Below are 16,164 nucleotides of genomic sequence, written 5' to 3' on the forward strand. Positions count from 1 at the left end.
TGCGCCGGGGCCCTCCGGACTCGGCCCGCCCGACTCGGCCCCGCCCGACTCAGCCCGCCCGACTCAGCCCGCGGTGAGGGTGAGGACCGTGCGCGTCTCCCAGACCTGGCCCGGCCGCAGCACGACGTCGCCGAACTCCTCCGCGCGGAACGCGGGCCGGTTCACAGCGTCCGGCAGCGCCTGGGTCTCCAGGCACAGCGCGTCGCCCTGCCGCACCGGGCGCCCCTGCGGCGTGCGGGCGGAACCGGTGAGGAAGTTGCCCGAGTAGAACTGCACGCCCGGGCGGTCGGTGGTGACCGTGAGCGTGCGCCCGCTGCGCGCGCTGGTGAGGACCGCCGCGGTGGCGGAGCGGCCCGGGCCGCAGTCGTCGAGGACCCAGTTGTGGTCGTAGCCGCCCGCGAGCAGCAGCTGCGGGTCGGCGTCGCGCAGCGAGGCCCCGATGCGGCGGGGGGTGCGGAAGTCGAACGGCGTCCCGGTCACGTCGGCGAGCTCGCCGGTGGGGATGAGCCCGCCGTCCACGGGCAGGTAGCGGCCCGCCGCGAGCACCAGCTCGTGGTCCTCGATGCTGCCGGTGCCCGGGCCGTCGAGGTTGAGGTAGGCGTGGTTGGTGAGGCTGACCGGCGTCGCCGCGTCGGTGCCCGCGCGGTAGGCGAGCTCCAGGTGCACGCCGCTCGCGTCCTCGGACAGCGTGTAGACGACCTCGGCGAGCAGCTCGCCCGGGAAGCCCATGTCCCCGTCGGGGCTCACCAGGCGCAGGCGGACCGCCGGGCCGGTGCCGCCGCCGACCTCCTCGGCGTGCCAGACGCGCTGGTCGAAGCCCTCCACGCCGCCGTGCAGGGCCTGGGCCCCGTCGTTGACGGGCACCTGGTGCTCGGTGCCGTCGACGGTGAACCGCCCGCCCGCGATGCGGTTGGCGACCCGTCCGACGACCGCCCCGAGGTAGCCGGTGTCCGCCTCGTAGGCGGCGACGTCGGCGAGGCCGGCGACGACGTCGCCCAGCGTCCCGTCGCGGTCGGGCACGCGCAGCTGCTGCAGGGCCGCGCCGCGCGTGAGCACGGCGGCCGAGGCGCCGGAGGGCAGCCTCAGCTCCAGGCGGTGCACGACCTCGCCGCGCAGGGTGCGGCCGAAGACGGTGCGCGTCACGGCGGCGTCGGGGGAGGAGGGGTTCTCGGCGGTGGTGTCGGACGGCATCCCCGCATGGTGCCCGACGACGCCGACAGCCACCCGCGGTGGTCCGGCAGGATGGCCGGGTGGCGAGGACGACACGACGACAGGGCCCGGCCGGGCGCACGGACGGCACGGCGCCGGCGACGACCCGCGGCCACGGTCGCGCGGTGGGGGAGCCGCCGCTGCTCCTGGACCCGCGGCGCGGCGGCAGCCTGGTCGGCCTGCTGGGCGGGCTGGTCTTCGTCGGCAGCTACTCCCCGGCCCTGGGCGCGGTCGCGTCCGGCCTGGCGTGGGCGGCCGCGGTCCTCGGCGTCCTGGTGGCCCTCGTCGGCCACTACGTCCGCCCGGTGCCCCTCGGCCCGCTCGCCCGCCCCCGGCCCCTCGCTCTCGCGGTCTACGGCGGCTGCGTCGTCGGCGAGCTCGTCCTCATCGCGGCGGGCACGCGGGCCCTGGACGCCGCGGGGCGCGGTGAGCTGCGGCCGGCCCTGATCGCCGCCGTCGTCGGCGTGCACTTCGTGCCCTTCGCGTGGGCCTTCGGCGAGCGGATGTTCCTCGTGCTCGGCGCCGCGGTCGCGGTCGTCGGGGCCGCCGGGCTGCTGGTGGGTGCCGCCGGCGTCCAGCACGCGGCCGACGCGGCGGCGGTGCTCGCGGGCCTCGTGCTCATCGCGGTCGTCGCCGCCTACGCCCGGGGCGCGTTCGCCCCCGGCCGGGCCTCGGCACCCGTCGGCTCCTGACGGGGTGCCGGCGGGGGGCGCTCAGAGCCGCCAGTCGACGCCGTCGCCGCCCTCGGCGCGCAGCAGCTCGTCCACGCGGGAGAAGGGCCGGGAGCCGAAGAAGCCGCGCGAGGCGGACAGCGGGCTCGGGTGCACGCCCTCGACGACCGGCACGTCGCCGAGCAGGGGCCGCACGGTCTGCGCGTCGCGGCCCCACAGCAGGGCCACGAGCGGGGTGCCGCGGCCGGCCAGCGCCCGCACGGCCGCGTCGGTCACGCGCTCCCAGCCCCAGCGCCGGTGCGAGCCCGACGCCCCCGCGCCCACCGTCAGCACGCGGTTGAGCAGCAGCACCCCCGAGCGCGTCCACGCGCTGAGGTCGCCGTGCGGCGGCGGGACGACGCCCGTGTCCGCGGCGAGCTCGCGGTAGACGTTGACCAGGCTGCGCGGCAGCGGCCGCACGTGCTCCTCGACGGAGAACGACAGGCCCACCGGGTGCCCGGGGGTCGGGTACGGGTCCTGCCCGACCAGCAGGACGCGGACGTCGGCGAAGGGTTGCCGGAAGGCGCGCAGCACGTCCTGGGGGGCGGGCAGCCACGGCGACTCCTCGGCGGCGAGGCGTGCCGAGAGGGCCCGCAGCTCGGGCAGGACGTCGCGCAGCGCGTGCGCCCAGCCGTCCTCGAGGCGGTCGATCCCCAGGCCCGCCGGGTCCTCGCCGGAGACCTGCTCCGCGGCGCGTGGGGTGCGTGGGGCTGGCGCGTCGGGTGGCACGGGCGCCGACGCTACCCGGCCCCCGACGCGCGCACCCGGTGAATGACACCGGTGTAGTCCACTGCCTACAGTGGCCGCGGTACCAGAGGACAGCGGTACCAGGGAGGCAGGCGCGAGATGGACTTCTCGGACGCGGCGGCAGCCGCGCAGGCGGCGCACGACGGCCGGGCGGAGGGCCCGCACGACGGCCCGGCGGGGCAGGACGGGCCGGACGGCACCCCCGGCCGCGCGGCCGACGGCCTGAGCCGGCGCGACGCGGAGATCCTCGCCTTCGAGCGCCAGTGGTGGAAGTACGCCGGCGCTAAGGAGCAGGCCGTGCGCGAGCTCTTCGACCTGTCGCCGACGCGGTACTACCAGCTGCTCAACGCCCTCATCGACACCCCCGAGGCCCTGCGCCACGACCCGATGCTCGTCAAGCGGCTGCGGCGCATGCGGACCAGCCGTCAGCGCGCCCGCTCGGCGCGCCGGCTCGGCGTGCAGCCCTGAGCTCGCGCCAGCTCGCCGCGCGCCGCGGGGCGCACCGCACCCGGCGCGGCCCGGCGGGGGTCCTGCTGCTGGTGCTGCTCTGGCTCCTCGTCGCGGCCGTCGTGGTCGCGGTGGGCGCGCAGCTGCTCGGCGGGGTCGTCTCGACCGTGACGGGGCTCGTCGGCCGCGTCCTCTGAGACCGTCCGCCCGCCCCGCCGGTGCGCCGGGGGCGAGCGCCGGCAGCAGATCATCCGGGCGAATCCGTGTCCGCCGGGGCCTCCGCAGCACTAACGTGTCGCTCGGTCGATCAGTCCGGTGCCCACCTCGGCTCCGGGCGTCGCCCACGGCCCTGCGGCCGCGGGCAGCGTGAGACCCGCCTCCGGTGCGGCCGGGGGCGTCCTCCGCTCGCTGCACCACCTGGAGAAGGCAATGGCTCAGGGCACCGTGAAGTGGTTCAACTCCGAGAAGGGCTTCGGGTTCATCACCCAGGACGACGGCGGCGCCGACGTCTTCGTCCACTACTCCGCGATCGCGGCCGACGGCTACCGCTCGCTCGAAGAGGGCCAGCGCGTCGAGTTCGAGGTCGGTCAGGGGCAGAAGGGGCCGCAGGCCGAGAACGTCCGCGGCGTCTGAGGGCCGCACCCGGTCCGGCCCGCCCGGCACCGGCACTCCCACCAGCACCTCCGGCACCGTCCCGCCCGCGGGACGGTGCCGTCGTGCGTCCGGGGGCCGGTGCCGGGGCGCGGGGACGGGGTCCGGCCGGGTGCCGGAGGACCCCCGGGGGTTTGCACTCACCCCCGTCGAGTGCCAACATCAGTGCTGGCACTCTCGTGTGGAGAGTGACAGCACTCGCTAGCACTCGACCCGGGAGTCAGATCTCCCGGTCGGTCCGGTGAGGCCCGCCGCTCGTGGGGGACGTGACCCCGCGCGCGACGGGCCGTCCGTCGCGGGCACCGGCCCGGCCACACCCGTCCGCTGGGAGGAACACCAGGCATGAGCAAGATCATCGCCTTCGACGAGGAGGCCCGTCGCGGCCTCGAGCGCGGCATGAACCAGCTCGCCGACGCTGTCAAGGTCACGCTGGGGCCGCGAGGCCGCAACGTCGTCCTGGAGAAGAAGTGGGGCGCCCCCACCATCACCAACGATGGTGTGAGCATCGCCAAGGAGATCGAGCTCGAGGACCCGTACGAGAAGATCGGGGCCGAGCTCGTCAAGGAGGTCGCGAAGAAGACGGACGACGTCGCCGGTGACGGCACGACGACCGCGACCGTCCTGGCCCAGGCGCTCGTGCGCGAGGGGCTGCGCAACGTGGCCGCCGGCGCCAACCCGCTCGGCCTCAAGCGCGGCATCGAGAAGGCCGTCGAGGCCGTGACCGAGCAGCTGCTGGCCGCCGCCAAGGAGGTCACCACCAAGGAGCAGATCGCCGCCACCGCGGGGATCTCCGCCGGTGACCCCTCCATCGGCGAGCTCATCGCCGAGGCCCTCGACAAGGTGGGCAAGGAAGGCGTCATCACCGTCGAGGAGAGCAACACCTTCGGGCTCGAGCTGGAGCTCACCGAGGGCATGCGCTTCGACAAGGGCTACATCTCGCCCTACTTCGTCACCGACGCGGAGCGCCAGGAAGCTGAGCTCGAGGACCCCTACATCCTCATCCTCAACTCCAAGATCTCCACGGTGAAGGACCTGCTCCCGCTGCTGGAGAAGGTCATGCAGTCGGGCAAGCCGCTCGTCATCATCGCCGAGGACGTCGAGGGCGAGGCCCTCGCGACCCTGGTCGTGAACAAGATCCGCGGCACGTTCAAGTCCGTGGCCGTCAAGGCCCCCGGCTTCGGCGACCGCCGCAAGGCCATGCTCGGCGACATCGCCATCCTCACCGGTGGTCAGCCGATCTCCGAGGAGGTCGGGCTCAAGCTCGACACCGCGGAGCTCGACCTGCTCGGCCGTGCCCGCAAGGTCACCGTCACCAAGGACGAGACGACCATCGTCGAGGGGGCCGGCGACGCCGACGCCATCGCCGGTCGCGTCGCGCAGATCCGCGCCGAGATCGACCGCAGCGACTCCGACTACGACCGCGAGAAGCTCCAGGAGCGTCTCGCCAAGCTCGCCGGCGGCGTGGCCGTCATCAAGGCGGGTGCGGCGACCGAGGTCGAGCTGAAGGAGCGCAAGCACCGCATCGAGGACGCGGTGCGCAACGCCAAGGCCGCCGTGGAGGAGGGGATCGTCGCCGGTGGTGGCGTCGCCCTCATCCAGGCCGGGGTGCTCGCGTTCGAGAAGCTCGAGCTCGTCGGTGACGAGGCCACGGGTGCGAACATCGTCAAGGTGGCCATCGAGGCTCCCCTCAAGCAGATCGCGATCAACGCCGGTCTCGAGGGTGGCGTCGTGGCGGAGAAGGTCCGCAACCTGCCGTCGGGTCACGGCCTCAACGCCGCGACCGGCGAGTACGTCGACCTGCTCGACGCCGGGATCAACGACCCGGTCAAGGTGACGCGCTCCGCGCTGCAGAACGCCGCCTCCATCGCAGCGCTGTTCCTCACCACCGAGGCCGTCATCGCCGACAAGCCGGAGAAGGCCTCTGCGGCCCCCGCCGGTGGCGACGGTGGCATGGGCGGCATGGACTTCTGAGTCCAGCCACCACCCGCTAGACCCAGCACCACCCGCGAGGGCGGTCTCCCGATCCGGGAGGCCGCCCTCGTGGCGTTCCCGCCGCCGCGCCGGGGCCGATGACTTCCGCCCGGCGGTGCGGTCAGAGGAGGGGAGAGCAGCCCCGTCCGCCAGGAGAGCCCATGCGCAGCCCCGTTCCCGCCGCCCGGCACCCCCTGAGCCCGCCGGCGAGGTCGTGAGGTGGCGACCTGCGACGACGTGGCGCGCCTCGCCCTGGCGCTGCCCGAGACGACCGAGGGGGAGCGGCGCGGCGGCCGCTCCTGGTCGGTCGCCGGGGAGACCTTCGCCTGGGAGCGGCCGTTCTCGAAGGCCGACGTCAAGCGCTTCGGGGACGACCCCGTCCCGCCGGGCCCGATCGTCGCCCTCGTGTGCGAGGACCAGGGCGAGAAGGAGGCGGTGCTCGCCCAGGGGCGGCCCGGCTTCTTCGACATCCCCCACTTCTCCGGCTACGACGCCTACCTGGTCGCGCTCCGGGAGGTGTCGGAGCAGGACCTCGCCGAGGCGCTGCAGGACGGCTGGGCGGCGAAGGCGCCGCGCCGGCTCCTGCCGCGGTGACGGTCCGGGCGGAGCGTTCCGACGTGGTCGTCCGCCGGTCCCGTCGGCGAGCGGACGGGGGCGGGCGGGACCCGGGGGCCTGACATAGCCTGCGGGGGTGCCGCAGCCGTCCGAGACCACGACGTCCGCCGCGGTGGCCGCGGCCCTGCGCGCGGCGCGGGAGGACCCGGCGGGGCTCGACGACGCGCAGTACGCCGCCCTGCTGGGCGCCGCGGGGGAGGACCTCGACTCCCTCGCCGCCCTGGCCGACGCCGTGCGGCGCGAGGCGGTCGGGGACACCCTCACCTACGTCGTCAACCGCAACCTCGACACGGGCGTCGTCGGCGCGGGCACGGCGCAGGCGCAGGAGCTCACCGTCGCCCTGGTCCGCGAGGCCGTCGCGCTGGGCGCGACCGAGGTGTGCCTGCAGGGCCCGCTGCCGGCCGGGGCGCCCGCCGACGGCTACCTCGACCTGGTCCGGCTGATCGCCTCCGCCGCACCGGACCTGCACCTGCACGCCTTCCGCCCGGCGGAGGTCGCCGACGCCGCGGCGCGGCGCGGGTCGATCCCGCGGGAGTTCCTCGCCGCCGCCCGGGAGGCGGGCCTGGACTCGGTGCCCGGCACGGCCGCGCGCATCCTCGACGACGGCGTCCGCACGCTGCTCAACGGCGGCCCCGACCTGCCCGCCGCCCGCTGGCTCGAGCTCGTCGCCACCGCCCACGAGGTGGGCCTGACCTCGACCGCGACGATGGTCTACGGGTCGGTGGAGACCCCGGCGCAGCAAGTCGCGCACCTGCGCACCCTCGCGGCGCTGCAGGACCGCACCGGCGGCTTCACCGAGTTCATCCCCATGCCCTTCGTGGCGGGCGTGAACGGGGTCCTGCCGCCGGAGCCGCGGCCCGCCGGCTCCCGGCGCGGCCCCGACGCCCGGGAGTCCCGCGCCGTGCACGCCGTGGCCCGGCTGCTGCTGCACGGGCGGATCGACCACGTGCAGGCCGCCTGGACGAAGCTCGGGCTCGACCTCACGGCCCAGGTGCTGGCCGGGGGCGCCGACGACGCCGGGGGCCTGCTGCTGGACGGCACCCTGCTGCCCTCGGCGGGCGCCGAGGCGGGCCGCGTCCTCGCGGTCGCCGACGTCGAGCGCCTCGCCGCGGGCCTCGGGCGCTCGGTGCGCCAGCGCACGACCGCCTACGGCGACGTCGCGCCGCAGCGCCCCGCGGTGGGGGCGTGAGCGGGCCGCCGCCCGCAGCACCGCCGTCCGCGGAGGAGCAGGAGGTCGACGTCGTCGTGGTCGGGGCGGGGTTCGCCGGCCTCGGCACGGCCGTGCAGCTGGCCCGCCGGGGCCGGGAGTCGTTCGTCGTCCTGGAGCGCGCCGCCGAGCTCGGCGGGACGTGGCGCGACAACACCTACCCGGGCGTCGCGTGCGACATCCCCTCCCACCTGTACTCCTTCTCCTTCGCCCCCAAGCCCGACTGGTCGCGGGTGTTCGCGCCGGGGGCCGAGATCCAGGAGTACCTGCGCGACCTCGCCCGCGACGAGGGCGTGCTGCCGCACCTGCGCACGGGCGCCGACGTGCTCGCGGCCGACTGGGACGGTGCCCGCTGGCGCGTGCGGACGACCGTCGGGACGTGGCGGGCGCGCGCGCTCGTCGTCGCGGTCGGGCGGTTGTCCGAACCCCGGTTCCCGGTCCTCCCCGGGCTGGCGGGGTTCGGTGGGGAGGTCGTGCACTCCTCGCGGTGGCGCGACGCCGGCCCGCTCGCCGGCCGTCGCGTCGGGGTCGTCGGGACGGGTGCCTCGGCGGTGCAGCTCGTGCCCGCCCTGGCGCGCGAGGCCGCGGGCGTCGTGGTCTTCCAGCGCAGCGCCCCCTACGTCGTGCCCCGCGAGGACCGGCCCTACAGCGCCGCGGAGCGGGCCGCGTTCTCCGCCGACCCGTCCCTGGCGCAGCGCCTGCGCGCGGAGCTGTTCGACCGCTTCGACGAGGGGATCGCCGCCCGCCGGGAGTCCGGCCCCGAGGTCGCGGAACTCCGCCGGCGCGCCCTGGACCACCTCGCGGCGCAGGTCCCCGACGCCGGCCTGCGCGCCGCCCTGACGCCGGACTACGAGGTCGGCTGCAAGCGGGTGCTGCTCTCCGACGACTACTACCCCACGCTGCAGCGGGCCGACGTCGTGCTCGAACCCGCTGCGCTGCAACGCCTGGAACCCGGCGTCGCGGTCGCCGCGAACGGTGCCCGGCACGAGCTGGACGCGCTGGTGCTGGCCACGGGGTTCCTCTCCACGACCCCGCCGTTCGCGGCCCGGGTCCGCGGCCGCGGCGGGCTGACGCTCGCCGAGCACTGGGCGCAGGGGATGGTCTCGTTCGCCTCGACGGTCGTGCACGGGTTCCCCAGCATGTTCGTGCTCGACGGCCCCAACGCGAGCCTCGGGCACAACTCCGCCGTGCACATGATCGAGACGCAGATCGGCTACCTCCTCGGCGCGCTGGACCACCTGGCCCGCGACCCCGCACCGCTGGAGGTCACCCGCGACGCGGAGCGCGCCTACACCGCCGAGGTCGACGAGCTGAGCGCGGCGACGGTGTGGCTGCGCGGCGGCTGCCGCAGCTGGTACGTCGACGAGCGCAGCGGCCGGCAGACGCTGCTGTGGCCCGCGTCCGGCCGCTCCTTCGCCGAGCGCAACGGCACGTTCGACCCGGCCCCGTTCGGAGCCAGGCCCGTCAGCTCCTGAGGAGCCCCGCCGTCCTCGGTCGCGGGACGGCGTCGGCGCGGGCGAGGCCCGTGGCCGGGTCGGCCAGCGCCGCGACCTGCTCGTGCAGCGCCGGGTCGATCCACCGGGTCCCGCCCGCCAGCGCGTCGAGCACGAAGCGCGGGTGGGCCGTGAGCCGCTCCGCGAGCCGGAAACCCGCTGCGGCGGTGGTGCTCGCGAGGTCGTCGATCTGCGGCCAGGGGCGCTCGGGGTTCACGTGGTCGGGCGTGAGCGGGGAGACCCCGCCCCAGTCGTCGACGCCGGCGTCCAGCAGCTGCGCGCGCTGCACGGGGTCGGAGAGGTTCGGCGGGGACTGCAGCGTCACGTCCGGGCCCAGCAGCAGCCGGGATACCGCGAGCGTGGCGAGGTACTCCTCGTGGCCGAGGTCGTCCGCGCCGCGCATGGCGGTGTCGTCCTTGGCGCGGAAGTTCTGGACGATCACCTCCTGCACGTTGCCGTGCACGCGGGCCACGTCGCGGATCGCGAGGATCGACTCGATGCGCTCGGTGGGGTTCTCACCGATGCCGACGAGGATCCCCGTGGTGAACGGCACCGCGGCGCGGCCCGCGTCGTCGAGCACGCGCAGGCGCAGCGCCGGGTCCTTGTCGGGGGAGCCGTAGTGGACGCCGCCCGGTTCGCTCCAGAGCCGCGTCGCGGTCGTCTCGAGCATCATCCCCATCGACGGGGCGACGGGGCGCAGCAGCTGCAGGTCGTCGTGCAGCATGATCCCGGGGTTGAGGTGGGGGAGCAGGCCCGTCTCCTCCAGCACGAGGACCGACAGGGCGCGGACGTAGTCCAGCGTGCTCGCGTACCCGTGCTCGTCCAGCCAGGCCCGCGCCTGCGGCCAGCGGTCCTCGGGGGCGTCGCCGAGGGTGAAGAGGACCTCCTTGCACCCGGCGGCCGCGCCGTCGCGCGCGATGGTGAGGACCTCCTCGGGGGAGAGGTACATCTGCTCGAGGCGGTGCGGCACGGTGACGAACGTGCAGTAGTGGCAGCGGTCCCGGCACAGCCGCGTGACGGGAACGAAGACCTTGCGGGAGTAGGTGATGACCCCCGGCCGGCCCGCCCGGCGCAGCGCCTCGTCGCGCACCGTCCGCGCCGGCCCCATCAGCTCGAGCAGGTCGTCGCCGCGCGCGTGCAGGAGGACCTCGGCGCTCGCGGCGTCGAGGTCCTGCCCCGCCCCGGCCGCCTGCAGGGCCTCGCGCAGCGCGGCCGGCGGCGGTGCGCTGACCTCGGGCTGGAACCGGCGGCGGCGGGGCACCGACAGCGCCGTGGGGGCGGACGGCTCCTCGGGACCGGACGCGGTGGCGGGACCGGACGCGGTGGTGGGCCGGGGCGCGAGGCTCACGCGGGCTCCTCCTCGGGGCAGGGGTGCTGGACGGGGACGAGCGGGGCGCTCGCGGGCGGGACGGGGACGCAGGCCAGGGCCTCGCGCGTGCGCTCGCCCACGCCCAGGTCGAGCGCCTGCGACAGGGCGTCGAGGGTGTCGACGTCGCGGCGCAGCGTCGGCAGGGCGAGCCCGATGCGGCGGGCGCCCGCGGCCTCGTGGGCCGCGGCCGAGCCGCCGCCGAAGCGGTGTGGCAGGGGGCCGTCGCGGTGGGCCAGCAGGACGCTGCCCGAGCCCTCGGCGTCGGTGACCAGGGCGGGGCCGTCGACGTCCGCGGCCGCGCGCAGGGCGGCGCCCAGGTCCGCCGGGGTGAGGCAGGGCAGGTCGGCGACGAGGACGGCGACCGGGCCGGGGGCCAGGCTCGCGAGGCCGGCGGTGATGGCGACGGACAGCCCGGGGGCTCCGGCGCTGACGGTGGCGGCGCCCGCGCGGCGGGCCTCGGCCGCGACGGCCGGGTCGTCGGTGACGCAGACGACCAGCCCGACCTCCGGGGTGGCCAGGCACGCCGCGAGGCAGTCCAGGGCCATGGCGGTGGCGATGGTCCGGCGCTGCGCGGCGGCGAGGGTCAGGCGCGACTTGGCCTCGGGGCCCCCCTTGACCGGGACCACGACGCGCCAGCGGCTGCTCGCCTCCATGCCGGGAAGTCTCCCCCACGCCCCGCGGGCCCGCGTCCCCGGTCCCCGCCGCTGCGCCCGCCCGTCCCCGCGCTCGCGCCGGGGGCGCGGGCGGTGCCTACGCTGGCGGGGTGGCGACCTCCCCTGCGACCGTGCGCGACTCCTCCCGGACCTCCGAGCCCGCCCGGCGGGTCGTGCGCACCGCCGTGACGTCGCAGCCGCTCGTGGTCGAGGAGCACGCGGACCTCGTGGGCGACGCCGCCGCCGGGGCCGTCGTGACCTTCTCCGGCGTCGTGCGCGACCACGACCACGGCCGCCACGTGCTCGACCTGGAGTACGTCGGCCACCCCAGCGCGGGCGAGGTCCTCGAGCGGGTCGTCGCGGCCGTCACCGCCTCGTGCGACGTGGACGCCGTCGCGGTCAGCCACCGCCTGGGCCGCCTCGCGATCGGCGACTGCGCGCTCGCCGTCGCCGTGTCCGCGGCGCACCGCGCGGAGGCCTTCGCGGCCTGCGCCCGCCTCGTCGACGAGGTCAAGGAGCACCTGCCCGTCTGGAAGCAGCAGCACTTCGGCGACGGCACGTCGGAGTGGGTCGCCTGCCCCTGAGGTGATGCGGACCCGCGGCCCGGGCGGGTCCGCTCCCGTCGGGAGGTCTCAGCCGCCCGCGAAGGGGGGCAGGACGTCGAGCGTGGTGGCCTCGCCGAGGGGGGTCTCGCGCCGCGCCGCCGTCGCGTCGAGCAGGAAGGACGAGGCGGCCAGGACGCGGGTCAGCGCCTCCCCGCCTTCGGCGCCGAGACGGTCGAGGAGGTCGCCCAGCGGGGTCGCGGGGCTCACCTCGACCCGGCGCTCCTCGGTGCCGGCCGCGGCGGCGGCCCCGGCGAAGAAGCGGACGGTCAGCTGCGAGGGCACTGCTCAGCCTCCGATCGAGCTCATGGGCCGAGTGGGGTGCAGGAAGCCCGGGTCGTCGATGTCGTGGCCGGGCAGCTTGCCCCACATGGCCGCGCGCCAGGTCGCGGCGAGCTCAGCGTCGCCGGCCCCGCCCCGCATCCGGTCGCGCAGGTCCGTCTCGCCGGTGGAGAACAGGCACGTGCGCACCTGACCGTCGGCCGTGAGGCGCGTGCGGTCGCAGTCGCCGCAGAACGGGCGGGTGACGGAGGCGATGACGCCGACGGTGCCGGTGAGGCCCGCGCCGTCGTCGACGACCCACGTCTCGGCCGGGGCGGCCCCGCGGCTGCTGTCGGGCTGCGGCGTCAGGGTGAACTCGGCGCCGAGGGCGTCGAGGATCTCCTCGCCGGTGATCATGTCGCTGCGCTGCCAGGTCCCGTGCGGGTCCAGCGGCATCTGCTCGATGAAGCGCAGCCGGTAGCCCTCGCGCAGCGCCCAGCGCAGCAGGGCGGGTGCCTCGTCGTCGTTGGTGCCCCGCAGCAGCACGGCGTTCACCTTGACGGGCGCGAGGCCCGCCTCCTGCGCGGCGCGCGCGCCCGCGAGGACGTCGGCCAGCCGGTCGCGTCGCGTGATGGCGGCGAAGCGCGCGGGGTCGAGCGTGTCCAGGGAGACGTTGACCCGGCGCAGGCCGGCGCGCGCGAGGCCCTCGGCGCGGCGGGCCAGGCCGATGCCGTTCGTGGTCAGGGACGTGCGCACGGGCTCGCCGTCGTCGGTCCGCAGCGCGGTCGTGGCGGCCACGATGTCCTCGAGACCCTTGCGCAGCAGCGGTTCACCGCCCGTGAAGCGCACCTCGCGGACACCCAGGTCGCGCACCGCGACGGTGACCAGGCGGATGACCTCGTCGTCGCCCAGCTGCGCGGTGCGCTCCATCCACGGCAGGCCCTCGGGGGGCATGCAGTAGTGGCAGCGCAGGTTGCAGCGGTCCGTCAGCGAGACCCGCAGGTCCCGCGCCGTCCGGCCGTGGGTGTCGACCAGACCGCCCGAGGCGTGCCGCGGGTGCGCCGCGTCCGGTCCCGGGTCGGGTCGGCGCACGGCGGGGACACCCAGACCGACGATCGTCACGTCCCCAGGGTAGGCGCCCTGGCTCCAGCAGACCGTTCGACGAGCTCCACCTCACTCTCCTGAGACGACACGTCACGCACGGTTCAGCCGTTCGACTCGTGTGCCGATGACTGCTGGGTTAAGGTCAAGGTGAACAACAGATGAACGTGAGGTTCCCCATGAGCAACGTGATGACGACCACCAGCCCCACGAGCGCCCGCCGGGCCGCTCCGGAGGCTTCCTGGGTGACGGTGCGCGACGAGCGCGGCCGCCCCCACCTCGAGCAGCGCTGGGCGGTCCCCGTGGCCGCTGCCGCGCGCCCGGCCGCGTCGCGCGCGGCCGAACTGCACCAGGCCGCCTGACGCCCGCTCCCGGCCCCGGGGCCGGGAGCTCGGCCGGCCGAGCGCCCGGCCGAGGCCGGCGCGCTGGTCGGGCCGGCGCACGGGTCAGGCCGTGAACATCCGGGTGTTGGCCGCCTCCACGTCGGCGTACTGCTGACCGGCGGTGGCCAGCGCCCGCTGGATCTCCTCCAGCGACAGCCGCACGCGCTCCTGGGTGGCCCGCCACTGCGCGGTGACCGCCTGGAAGCCCGTCGCGGCCTGCCCCTTCCAGCTCGCCTCGAGCGCCTGCAGGTTGCGCAGCATGCCCTCGGTCTCGGCGGCGATGGCCGCTGACGACGCCTGCACCGCCGCGCTCGCACTGGCGACCTGCGCGCTGTCGACCTGGAACGTGCTCATGGCAGTCTCCTCACCGCGGATCGTCCGCACCGGTTCGTCCGGGAGGAGTGCTCCTCCCGGTGCCCGGAACGCTAGGCAGGGGGGAGGGCGCAGTGCCGGCGTCGTCCACAGGCCGGGCGCTCCCGGGCGCCGCAGCCCCGCTGTGGACCCGGCGGCGCCCGTGAGCGTCCTCGTCGACTCGGCCCGCTGGCCCGCGCACGGCCGCCTCTGGGCGCACCTCGTCAGCGACTCCTCGCTGGCGGAGCTGCACGCCTTCGCCGCCGCCCTCGGCGTGCCGCCCCGCTCCTTCGAGGGCGACCACTACGACGTCCCGGCCGAGCGCGTCGCCGAGGCCGTCGCCGCGGGAGCCGAGTCGGTCAGCACCCGTGAGCTCCTGCTGCGCCTGCGCGCCGCCGGCCTGCGCACGCCCAAGCGCCGCGGCGAGAAGGTGGTCGCGAGCGACGCCCCCGACGACGCCGGTGCCTCCGGGCCGATGCGCGTCGACCTGGTGCTCAGCGACCGGGTGCCCGGCCCGCACGGAGAGCACCTCGTGACCACGGCGGCGGGGCTCCTCGTGGGCTCCGTCCGCGAGGTGGGTGACCGCCGCGTCCTGGGGTTCCGGCGCACCTGGTCGCGCACGCCCGCCGGCGTCGAGGTCCGCCACGAGGGCGTCCTGCTCGCCGGTCCCGGCGACACCGCGTCCCACGGGACCGCGTCCGGGGAGACCGTGTCCGGGGAGAGCGCGCAGGGGCCCGGCTGGTGGGTCCCCCTCCTGTCGGCCTCCTGACCCTCCACGGCGGCGAGACCGCCCGACGACGTAGAACGCCCCCCGGCCGGAGCCGGGGGGCGTCCTCGCGTCAGGGACGGGACGTCACTGCTGGGTGTCCGCCGGGCGCGCCGTCAGGGTCGCGTTCAGCGTGACCTGCTTGCCGTCGCGGACGACGGTCAGGGCGACCTCGCTGCCGACGGCCTTGCCGCGGATCGTCGCGGTGAGGGAGTCGAAGCCCGTGACGGCCACGCCGTCCACGGCCGTGACGACGTCGCCGGTCTTCATGCCCGCCGTGGCGGCCGGGGTGCCGTCGGTGACGCCGGCGACCTGGGCGCCCGTGCGGCCCGCGCCGTCCACCGTGACCGTGGCGGGCTGCTCCGCGAGGCTCACGCCGAGCCAGGCGTGCTGCGCGGTGCCGCTCTTCACGAGCTGGTCGGCGATCAGCTTGACCTCGTTGGAGGGGATGGCGAAGCCGAGGCCGATGCTGCCCGACTGCGCCTCGCTGCTGGCCGAGCCGAGCGACGCGATCGAGGAGTTGATGCCGATGACGCGGCCCGAGGAGTCCAGCAGCGCGCCGCCGGAGTTGCCGGGGTTGATGGCGGCGTCGGTCTGGATGGCGTTGGTGGCCGCCGTCTCACCGGTCGTCGGCGCCTGGCTGCCGCCGAACGGCGACGTGGGGGCCTGCTCGGTCGACTCCTGCTGGGTGAGCACCGGCCGGTTGATGGCCGAGACGATGCCGGTGGTGGCGCTGCCCGCGAGGCCGAGCGGGTTGCCCAGCGCCATGACCGACTGGCCGGCCACGACGTCGTCGGAGTTGGCGAACGTCGCCGGGGTGAGGTCGGACGGGCCGTTCTGCAGCTGGATGACGGCGAGGTCGGTCGCCGGGTCGGTGCCGACCACGGTGGCGCCGTACTCGCGGCCGTCGGCCAGGGTCACCGTGATGGTGGCGCCCGTCCCGGCCCCGGACACGACGTGGTTGTTGGTGACGATGCGGCCCGAGGTGTCGTAGACGATCCCGGAGCCTTCGCCCTCCGCCGTCTGCGACGTCACGGTCACGGACACGACGCTGGGGGAGACCGCGTCCACGACGGACTGCCAGTTGGTCGTCGTCTCGCTGACGCCCTGGACCGGCGCGCGCGTCGACGCCGCGACGGTGCCCGAGGCCGGGTCGTCGGTGCCGAAGGCCCCGACCAGCGACGCGGTCAGCGCGCTGGCCGCGAGGGCGCTCGCGATGGCGACCCCCGTCACCCCGAGCCAGCCCGGCCGGCGCCGGCGGCGTCCGCCACCCCCGCCGCCGCCCCCGGAACCGTCGTCGCCCCCGCCGTCCGGGGGGTTGCCGCCGGGCGTGCTCCACGGGTCGCCCTGCGGCTGGCCGTAGGGGCCGAACGCGCCGTAGGGGGCCGTGTCGCCCGGCCGGCCGCCGCCCTGCTGGCCGTAGCCCTGCCGCCCGTAGGCCTGCTGGCCGGGCTGGCCGTAGCCCGGGCCGTACGGGTTCTGCTGGCCGTGGCCCTGCTGGGGGGAGCCGTCGCCGTAGCGGCCGGGCTGGTCCGACAGCGCGATGCCCGCGCCCCTCGCCGGAGGGCCGGTGTGACCGTCCACCGGGGTGTTGCGGTCGTCGTGGCCGTTCATCCTGCTCACCTCTG

16 protein-coding genes and 2 pseudogenes are annotated in these 16,164 nt (G+C 76.2%); 10 read left to right on the plus strand and 8 right to left on the minus strand.

What is annotated here, in order from left to right; translation table 11 throughout:
• Window positions 1–63: 63 nt before the first annotated feature.
• Window positions 64–1,191 (minus strand): aldose epimerase family protein, encoded by a 1,128-nt coding sequence (locus F1544_RS09015; protein WP_167584411.1) that lies wholly within the window; start codon window positions 1,189–1,191, stop codon window positions 64–66.
• Between the two features lie 59 nt (window positions 1,192–1,250).
• On the opposite strand from F1544_RS09015, the gene F1544_RS09020 reads away from it, so the two are divergent.
• The gene (locus F1544_RS09020; protein ID WP_167584413.1) at window positions 1,251–1,901 is read left to right on the plus strand and encodes a DUF7010 family protein; all 651 of its coding nucleotides are present in this window, start codon (window positions 1,251–1,253) and stop codon (window positions 1,899–1,901) included.
• 21 nt (window positions 1,902–1,922) lie between these two features.
• Here F1544_RS09020 and F1544_RS09025 read toward each other — a convergent pair whose 3' ends face one another.
• Window positions 1,923–2,576: a uracil-DNA glycosylase gene (locus F1544_RS09025; RefSeq protein WP_167584471.1), complete on the minus strand. Its 654-nt coding sequence runs from the start codon at window positions 2,574–2,576 to the stop codon at window positions 1,923–1,925.
• A 189-nt stretch (window positions 2,577–2,765) separates the two neighbouring features.
• Here F1544_RS09025 and napA point away from each other — a divergent pair, with 189 nt between their 5' ends.
• The 6 genes from napA (at window position 2,766) to F1544_RS09055 (ending at window position 9,032) form a co-directional block, all read left to right on the plus strand.
• Window positions 2,766–3,134, plus strand: coding sequence for a nucleoid-associated protein NapA (gene napA / locus F1544_RS09030; RefSeq protein WP_244308201.1), 369 nt, complete (start codon window positions 2,766–2,768; stop codon window positions 3,132–3,134).
• A gap of 408 nt (window positions 3,135–3,542) precedes the next feature.
• On the plus strand, window positions 3,543–3,746 hold the full coding sequence (gene cspE / locus F1544_RS09035) for a transcription antiterminator/RNA stability regulator CspE (RefSeq protein WP_167584415.1): 204 nt from the start codon (window positions 3,543–3,545) through the stop codon (window positions 3,744–3,746).
• A gap of 360 nt (window positions 3,747–4,106) precedes the next feature.
• A complete protein-coding gene (gene groL / locus F1544_RS09040; RefSeq protein WP_167584417.1) occupies window positions 4,107–5,735 on the plus strand; it encodes a chaperonin GroEL in 1,629 nt (542 codons plus the stop codon).
• Window positions 5,736–5,954: 219 nt separating this feature from the next.
• The gene (locus F1544_RS09045) at window positions 5,955–6,329 is read left to right on the plus strand and encodes an MmcQ/YjbR family DNA-binding protein (RefSeq protein WP_167584419.1); all 375 of its coding nucleotides are present in this window, start codon (window positions 5,955–5,957) and stop codon (window positions 6,327–6,329) included.
• A gap of 97 nt (window positions 6,330–6,426) precedes the next feature.
• The gene (locus tag F1544_RS09050; RefSeq protein ID WP_308469960.1) at window positions 6,427–7,539 is read left to right on the plus strand and encodes an FO synthase; all 1,113 of its coding nucleotides are present in this window, start codon (window positions 6,427–6,429) and stop codon (window positions 7,537–7,539) included.
• Window positions 7,536–9,032, plus strand: a complete 1,497-nt coding sequence (locus F1544_RS09055; RefSeq protein WP_167584421.1) for a flavin-containing monooxygenase — start codon at window positions 7,536–7,538, stop codon at window positions 9,030–9,032. The genes F1544_RS09050 and F1544_RS09055 overlap by 4 nt, the downstream gene beginning before the upstream one ends.
• A 22-nt stretch (window positions 9,033–9,054) precedes the next feature.
• Here F1544_RS09055 and cofG read toward each other — a convergent pair.
• Window positions 9,055–10,311, minus strand: a pseudogene (gene cofG / locus F1544_RS09060) (7,8-didemethyl-8-hydroxy-5-deazariboflavin synthase CofG); the annotation flags it as partial.
• A gap of 83 nt (window positions 10,312–10,394) precedes the next feature.
• Window positions 10,395–11,072 (minus strand): 2-phospho-L-lactate guanylyltransferase, encoded by a 678-nt coding sequence (cofC, locus tag F1544_RS09065; protein ID WP_167584423.1) that lies wholly within the window; start codon window positions 11,070–11,072, stop codon window positions 10,395–10,397.
• A 110-nt stretch (window positions 11,073–11,182) separates the two neighbouring features.
• On the opposite strand from cofC, the gene F1544_RS09070 reads away from it, so the two are divergent.
• The gene (locus F1544_RS09070) at window positions 11,183–11,656 is read left to right on the plus strand and encodes a molybdenum cofactor biosynthesis protein MoaE (RefSeq protein ID WP_167584425.1); all 474 of its coding nucleotides are present in this window, start codon (window positions 11,183–11,185) and stop codon (window positions 11,654–11,656) included.
• 48 nt (window positions 11,657–11,704) lie between these two features.
• Here F1544_RS09070 and F1544_RS09075 read toward each other — a convergent pair whose 3' ends face one another.
• A complete protein-coding gene (locus F1544_RS09075; RefSeq protein ID WP_167584426.1) occupies window positions 11,705–11,959 on the minus strand; it encodes a MoaD/ThiS family protein in 255 nt (84 codons plus the stop codon).
• 3 nt (window positions 11,960–11,962) lie between these two features.
• A complete protein-coding gene (gene moaA, locus F1544_RS09080; RefSeq protein WP_167584428.1) occupies window positions 11,963–13,057 on the minus strand; it encodes a GTP 3',8-cyclase MoaA in 1,095 nt (364 codons plus the stop codon).
• 158 nt (window positions 13,058–13,215) lie between these two features.
• Between moaA and F1544_RS09085 the strand changes: the two genes are divergently transcribed.
• Complete coding sequence (locus F1544_RS09085) at window positions 13,216–13,398, plus strand: hypothetical protein (RefSeq protein ID WP_167584429.1); 183 nt, start codon at window positions 13,216–13,218, stop codon at window positions 13,396–13,398.
• Window positions 13,399–13,482: 84 nt separating this feature from the next.
• Here F1544_RS09085 and F1544_RS09090 read toward each other — a convergent pair whose 3' ends face one another.
• A complete protein-coding gene (locus F1544_RS09090; protein ID WP_167584431.1) occupies window positions 13,483–13,773 on the minus strand; it encodes a WXG100 family type VII secretion target in 291 nt (96 codons plus the stop codon).
• A 160-nt stretch (window positions 13,774–13,933) separates the two neighbouring features.
• Here F1544_RS09090 and F1544_RS26840 point away from each other — a divergent pair.
• Window positions 13,934–14,191, plus strand: a pseudogene (locus tag F1544_RS26840) (DUF4031 domain-containing protein); the annotation flags it as partial.
• Between the two features lie 432 nt (window positions 14,192–14,623).
• Here the strand turns inward: F1544_RS26840 and F1544_RS09100 are convergent.
• Window positions 14,624–16,150 carry a S1C family serine protease gene (locus F1544_RS09100; RefSeq protein ID WP_167584433.1) on the minus strand — a complete coding sequence of 509 codons (1,527 nt, stop codon included), beginning with the start codon at window positions 16,148–16,150 and terminating at the stop codon, window positions 14,624–14,626.
• Window positions 16,151–16,164: the final 14 nt, after the last annotated feature.

The organism is Kineococcus rubinsiae (assembly GCF_011839805.1).
Classification (GTDB): domain Bacteria; phylum Actinomycetota; class Actinomycetes; order Actinomycetales; family Kineococcaceae; genus Kineococcus; species Kineococcus rubinsiae.

Excerpts from the sequence above, each read along its gene's own strand:
- F1544_RS09015 (WP_167584411.1), bottom strand. The coding sequence starts at position 1,191 with ATGCCGTCCGACACCACCGCCGAGAACCCCTCCTCCCCCGACGCCGCC.
- napA (WP_244308201.1), top strand. The coding sequence starts at position 2,766 with ATGGACTTCTCGGACGCGGCGGCAGCCGCGCAGGCGGCGCACGACGGC.
- cspE (WP_167584415.1), top strand. The coding sequence starts at position 3,543 with ATGGCTCAGGGCACCGTGAAGTGGTTCAACTCCGAGAAGGGCTTCGGG.
- groL (WP_167584417.1), top strand. The coding sequence starts at position 4,107 with ATGAGCAAGATCATCGCCTTCGACGAGGAGGCCCGTCGCGGCCTCGAG.
- cofC (WP_167584423.1), bottom strand. The coding sequence starts at position 11,072 with ATGGAGGCGAGCAGCCGCTGGCGCGTCGTGGTCCCGGTCAAGGGGGGC.
- F1544_RS09085 (WP_167584429.1), top strand. The coding sequence starts at position 13,216 with ATGAGCAACGTGATGACGACCACCAGCCCCACGAGCGCCCGCCGGGCC.
- F1544_RS09090 (WP_167584431.1), bottom strand. The coding sequence starts at position 13,773 with ATGAGCACGTTCCAGGTCGACAGCGCGCAGGTCGCCAGTGCGAGCGCG.
- F1544_RS09100 (WP_167584433.1), bottom strand. The coding sequence starts at position 16,150 with ATGAACGGCCACGACGACCGCAACACCCCGGTGGACGGTCACACCGGC.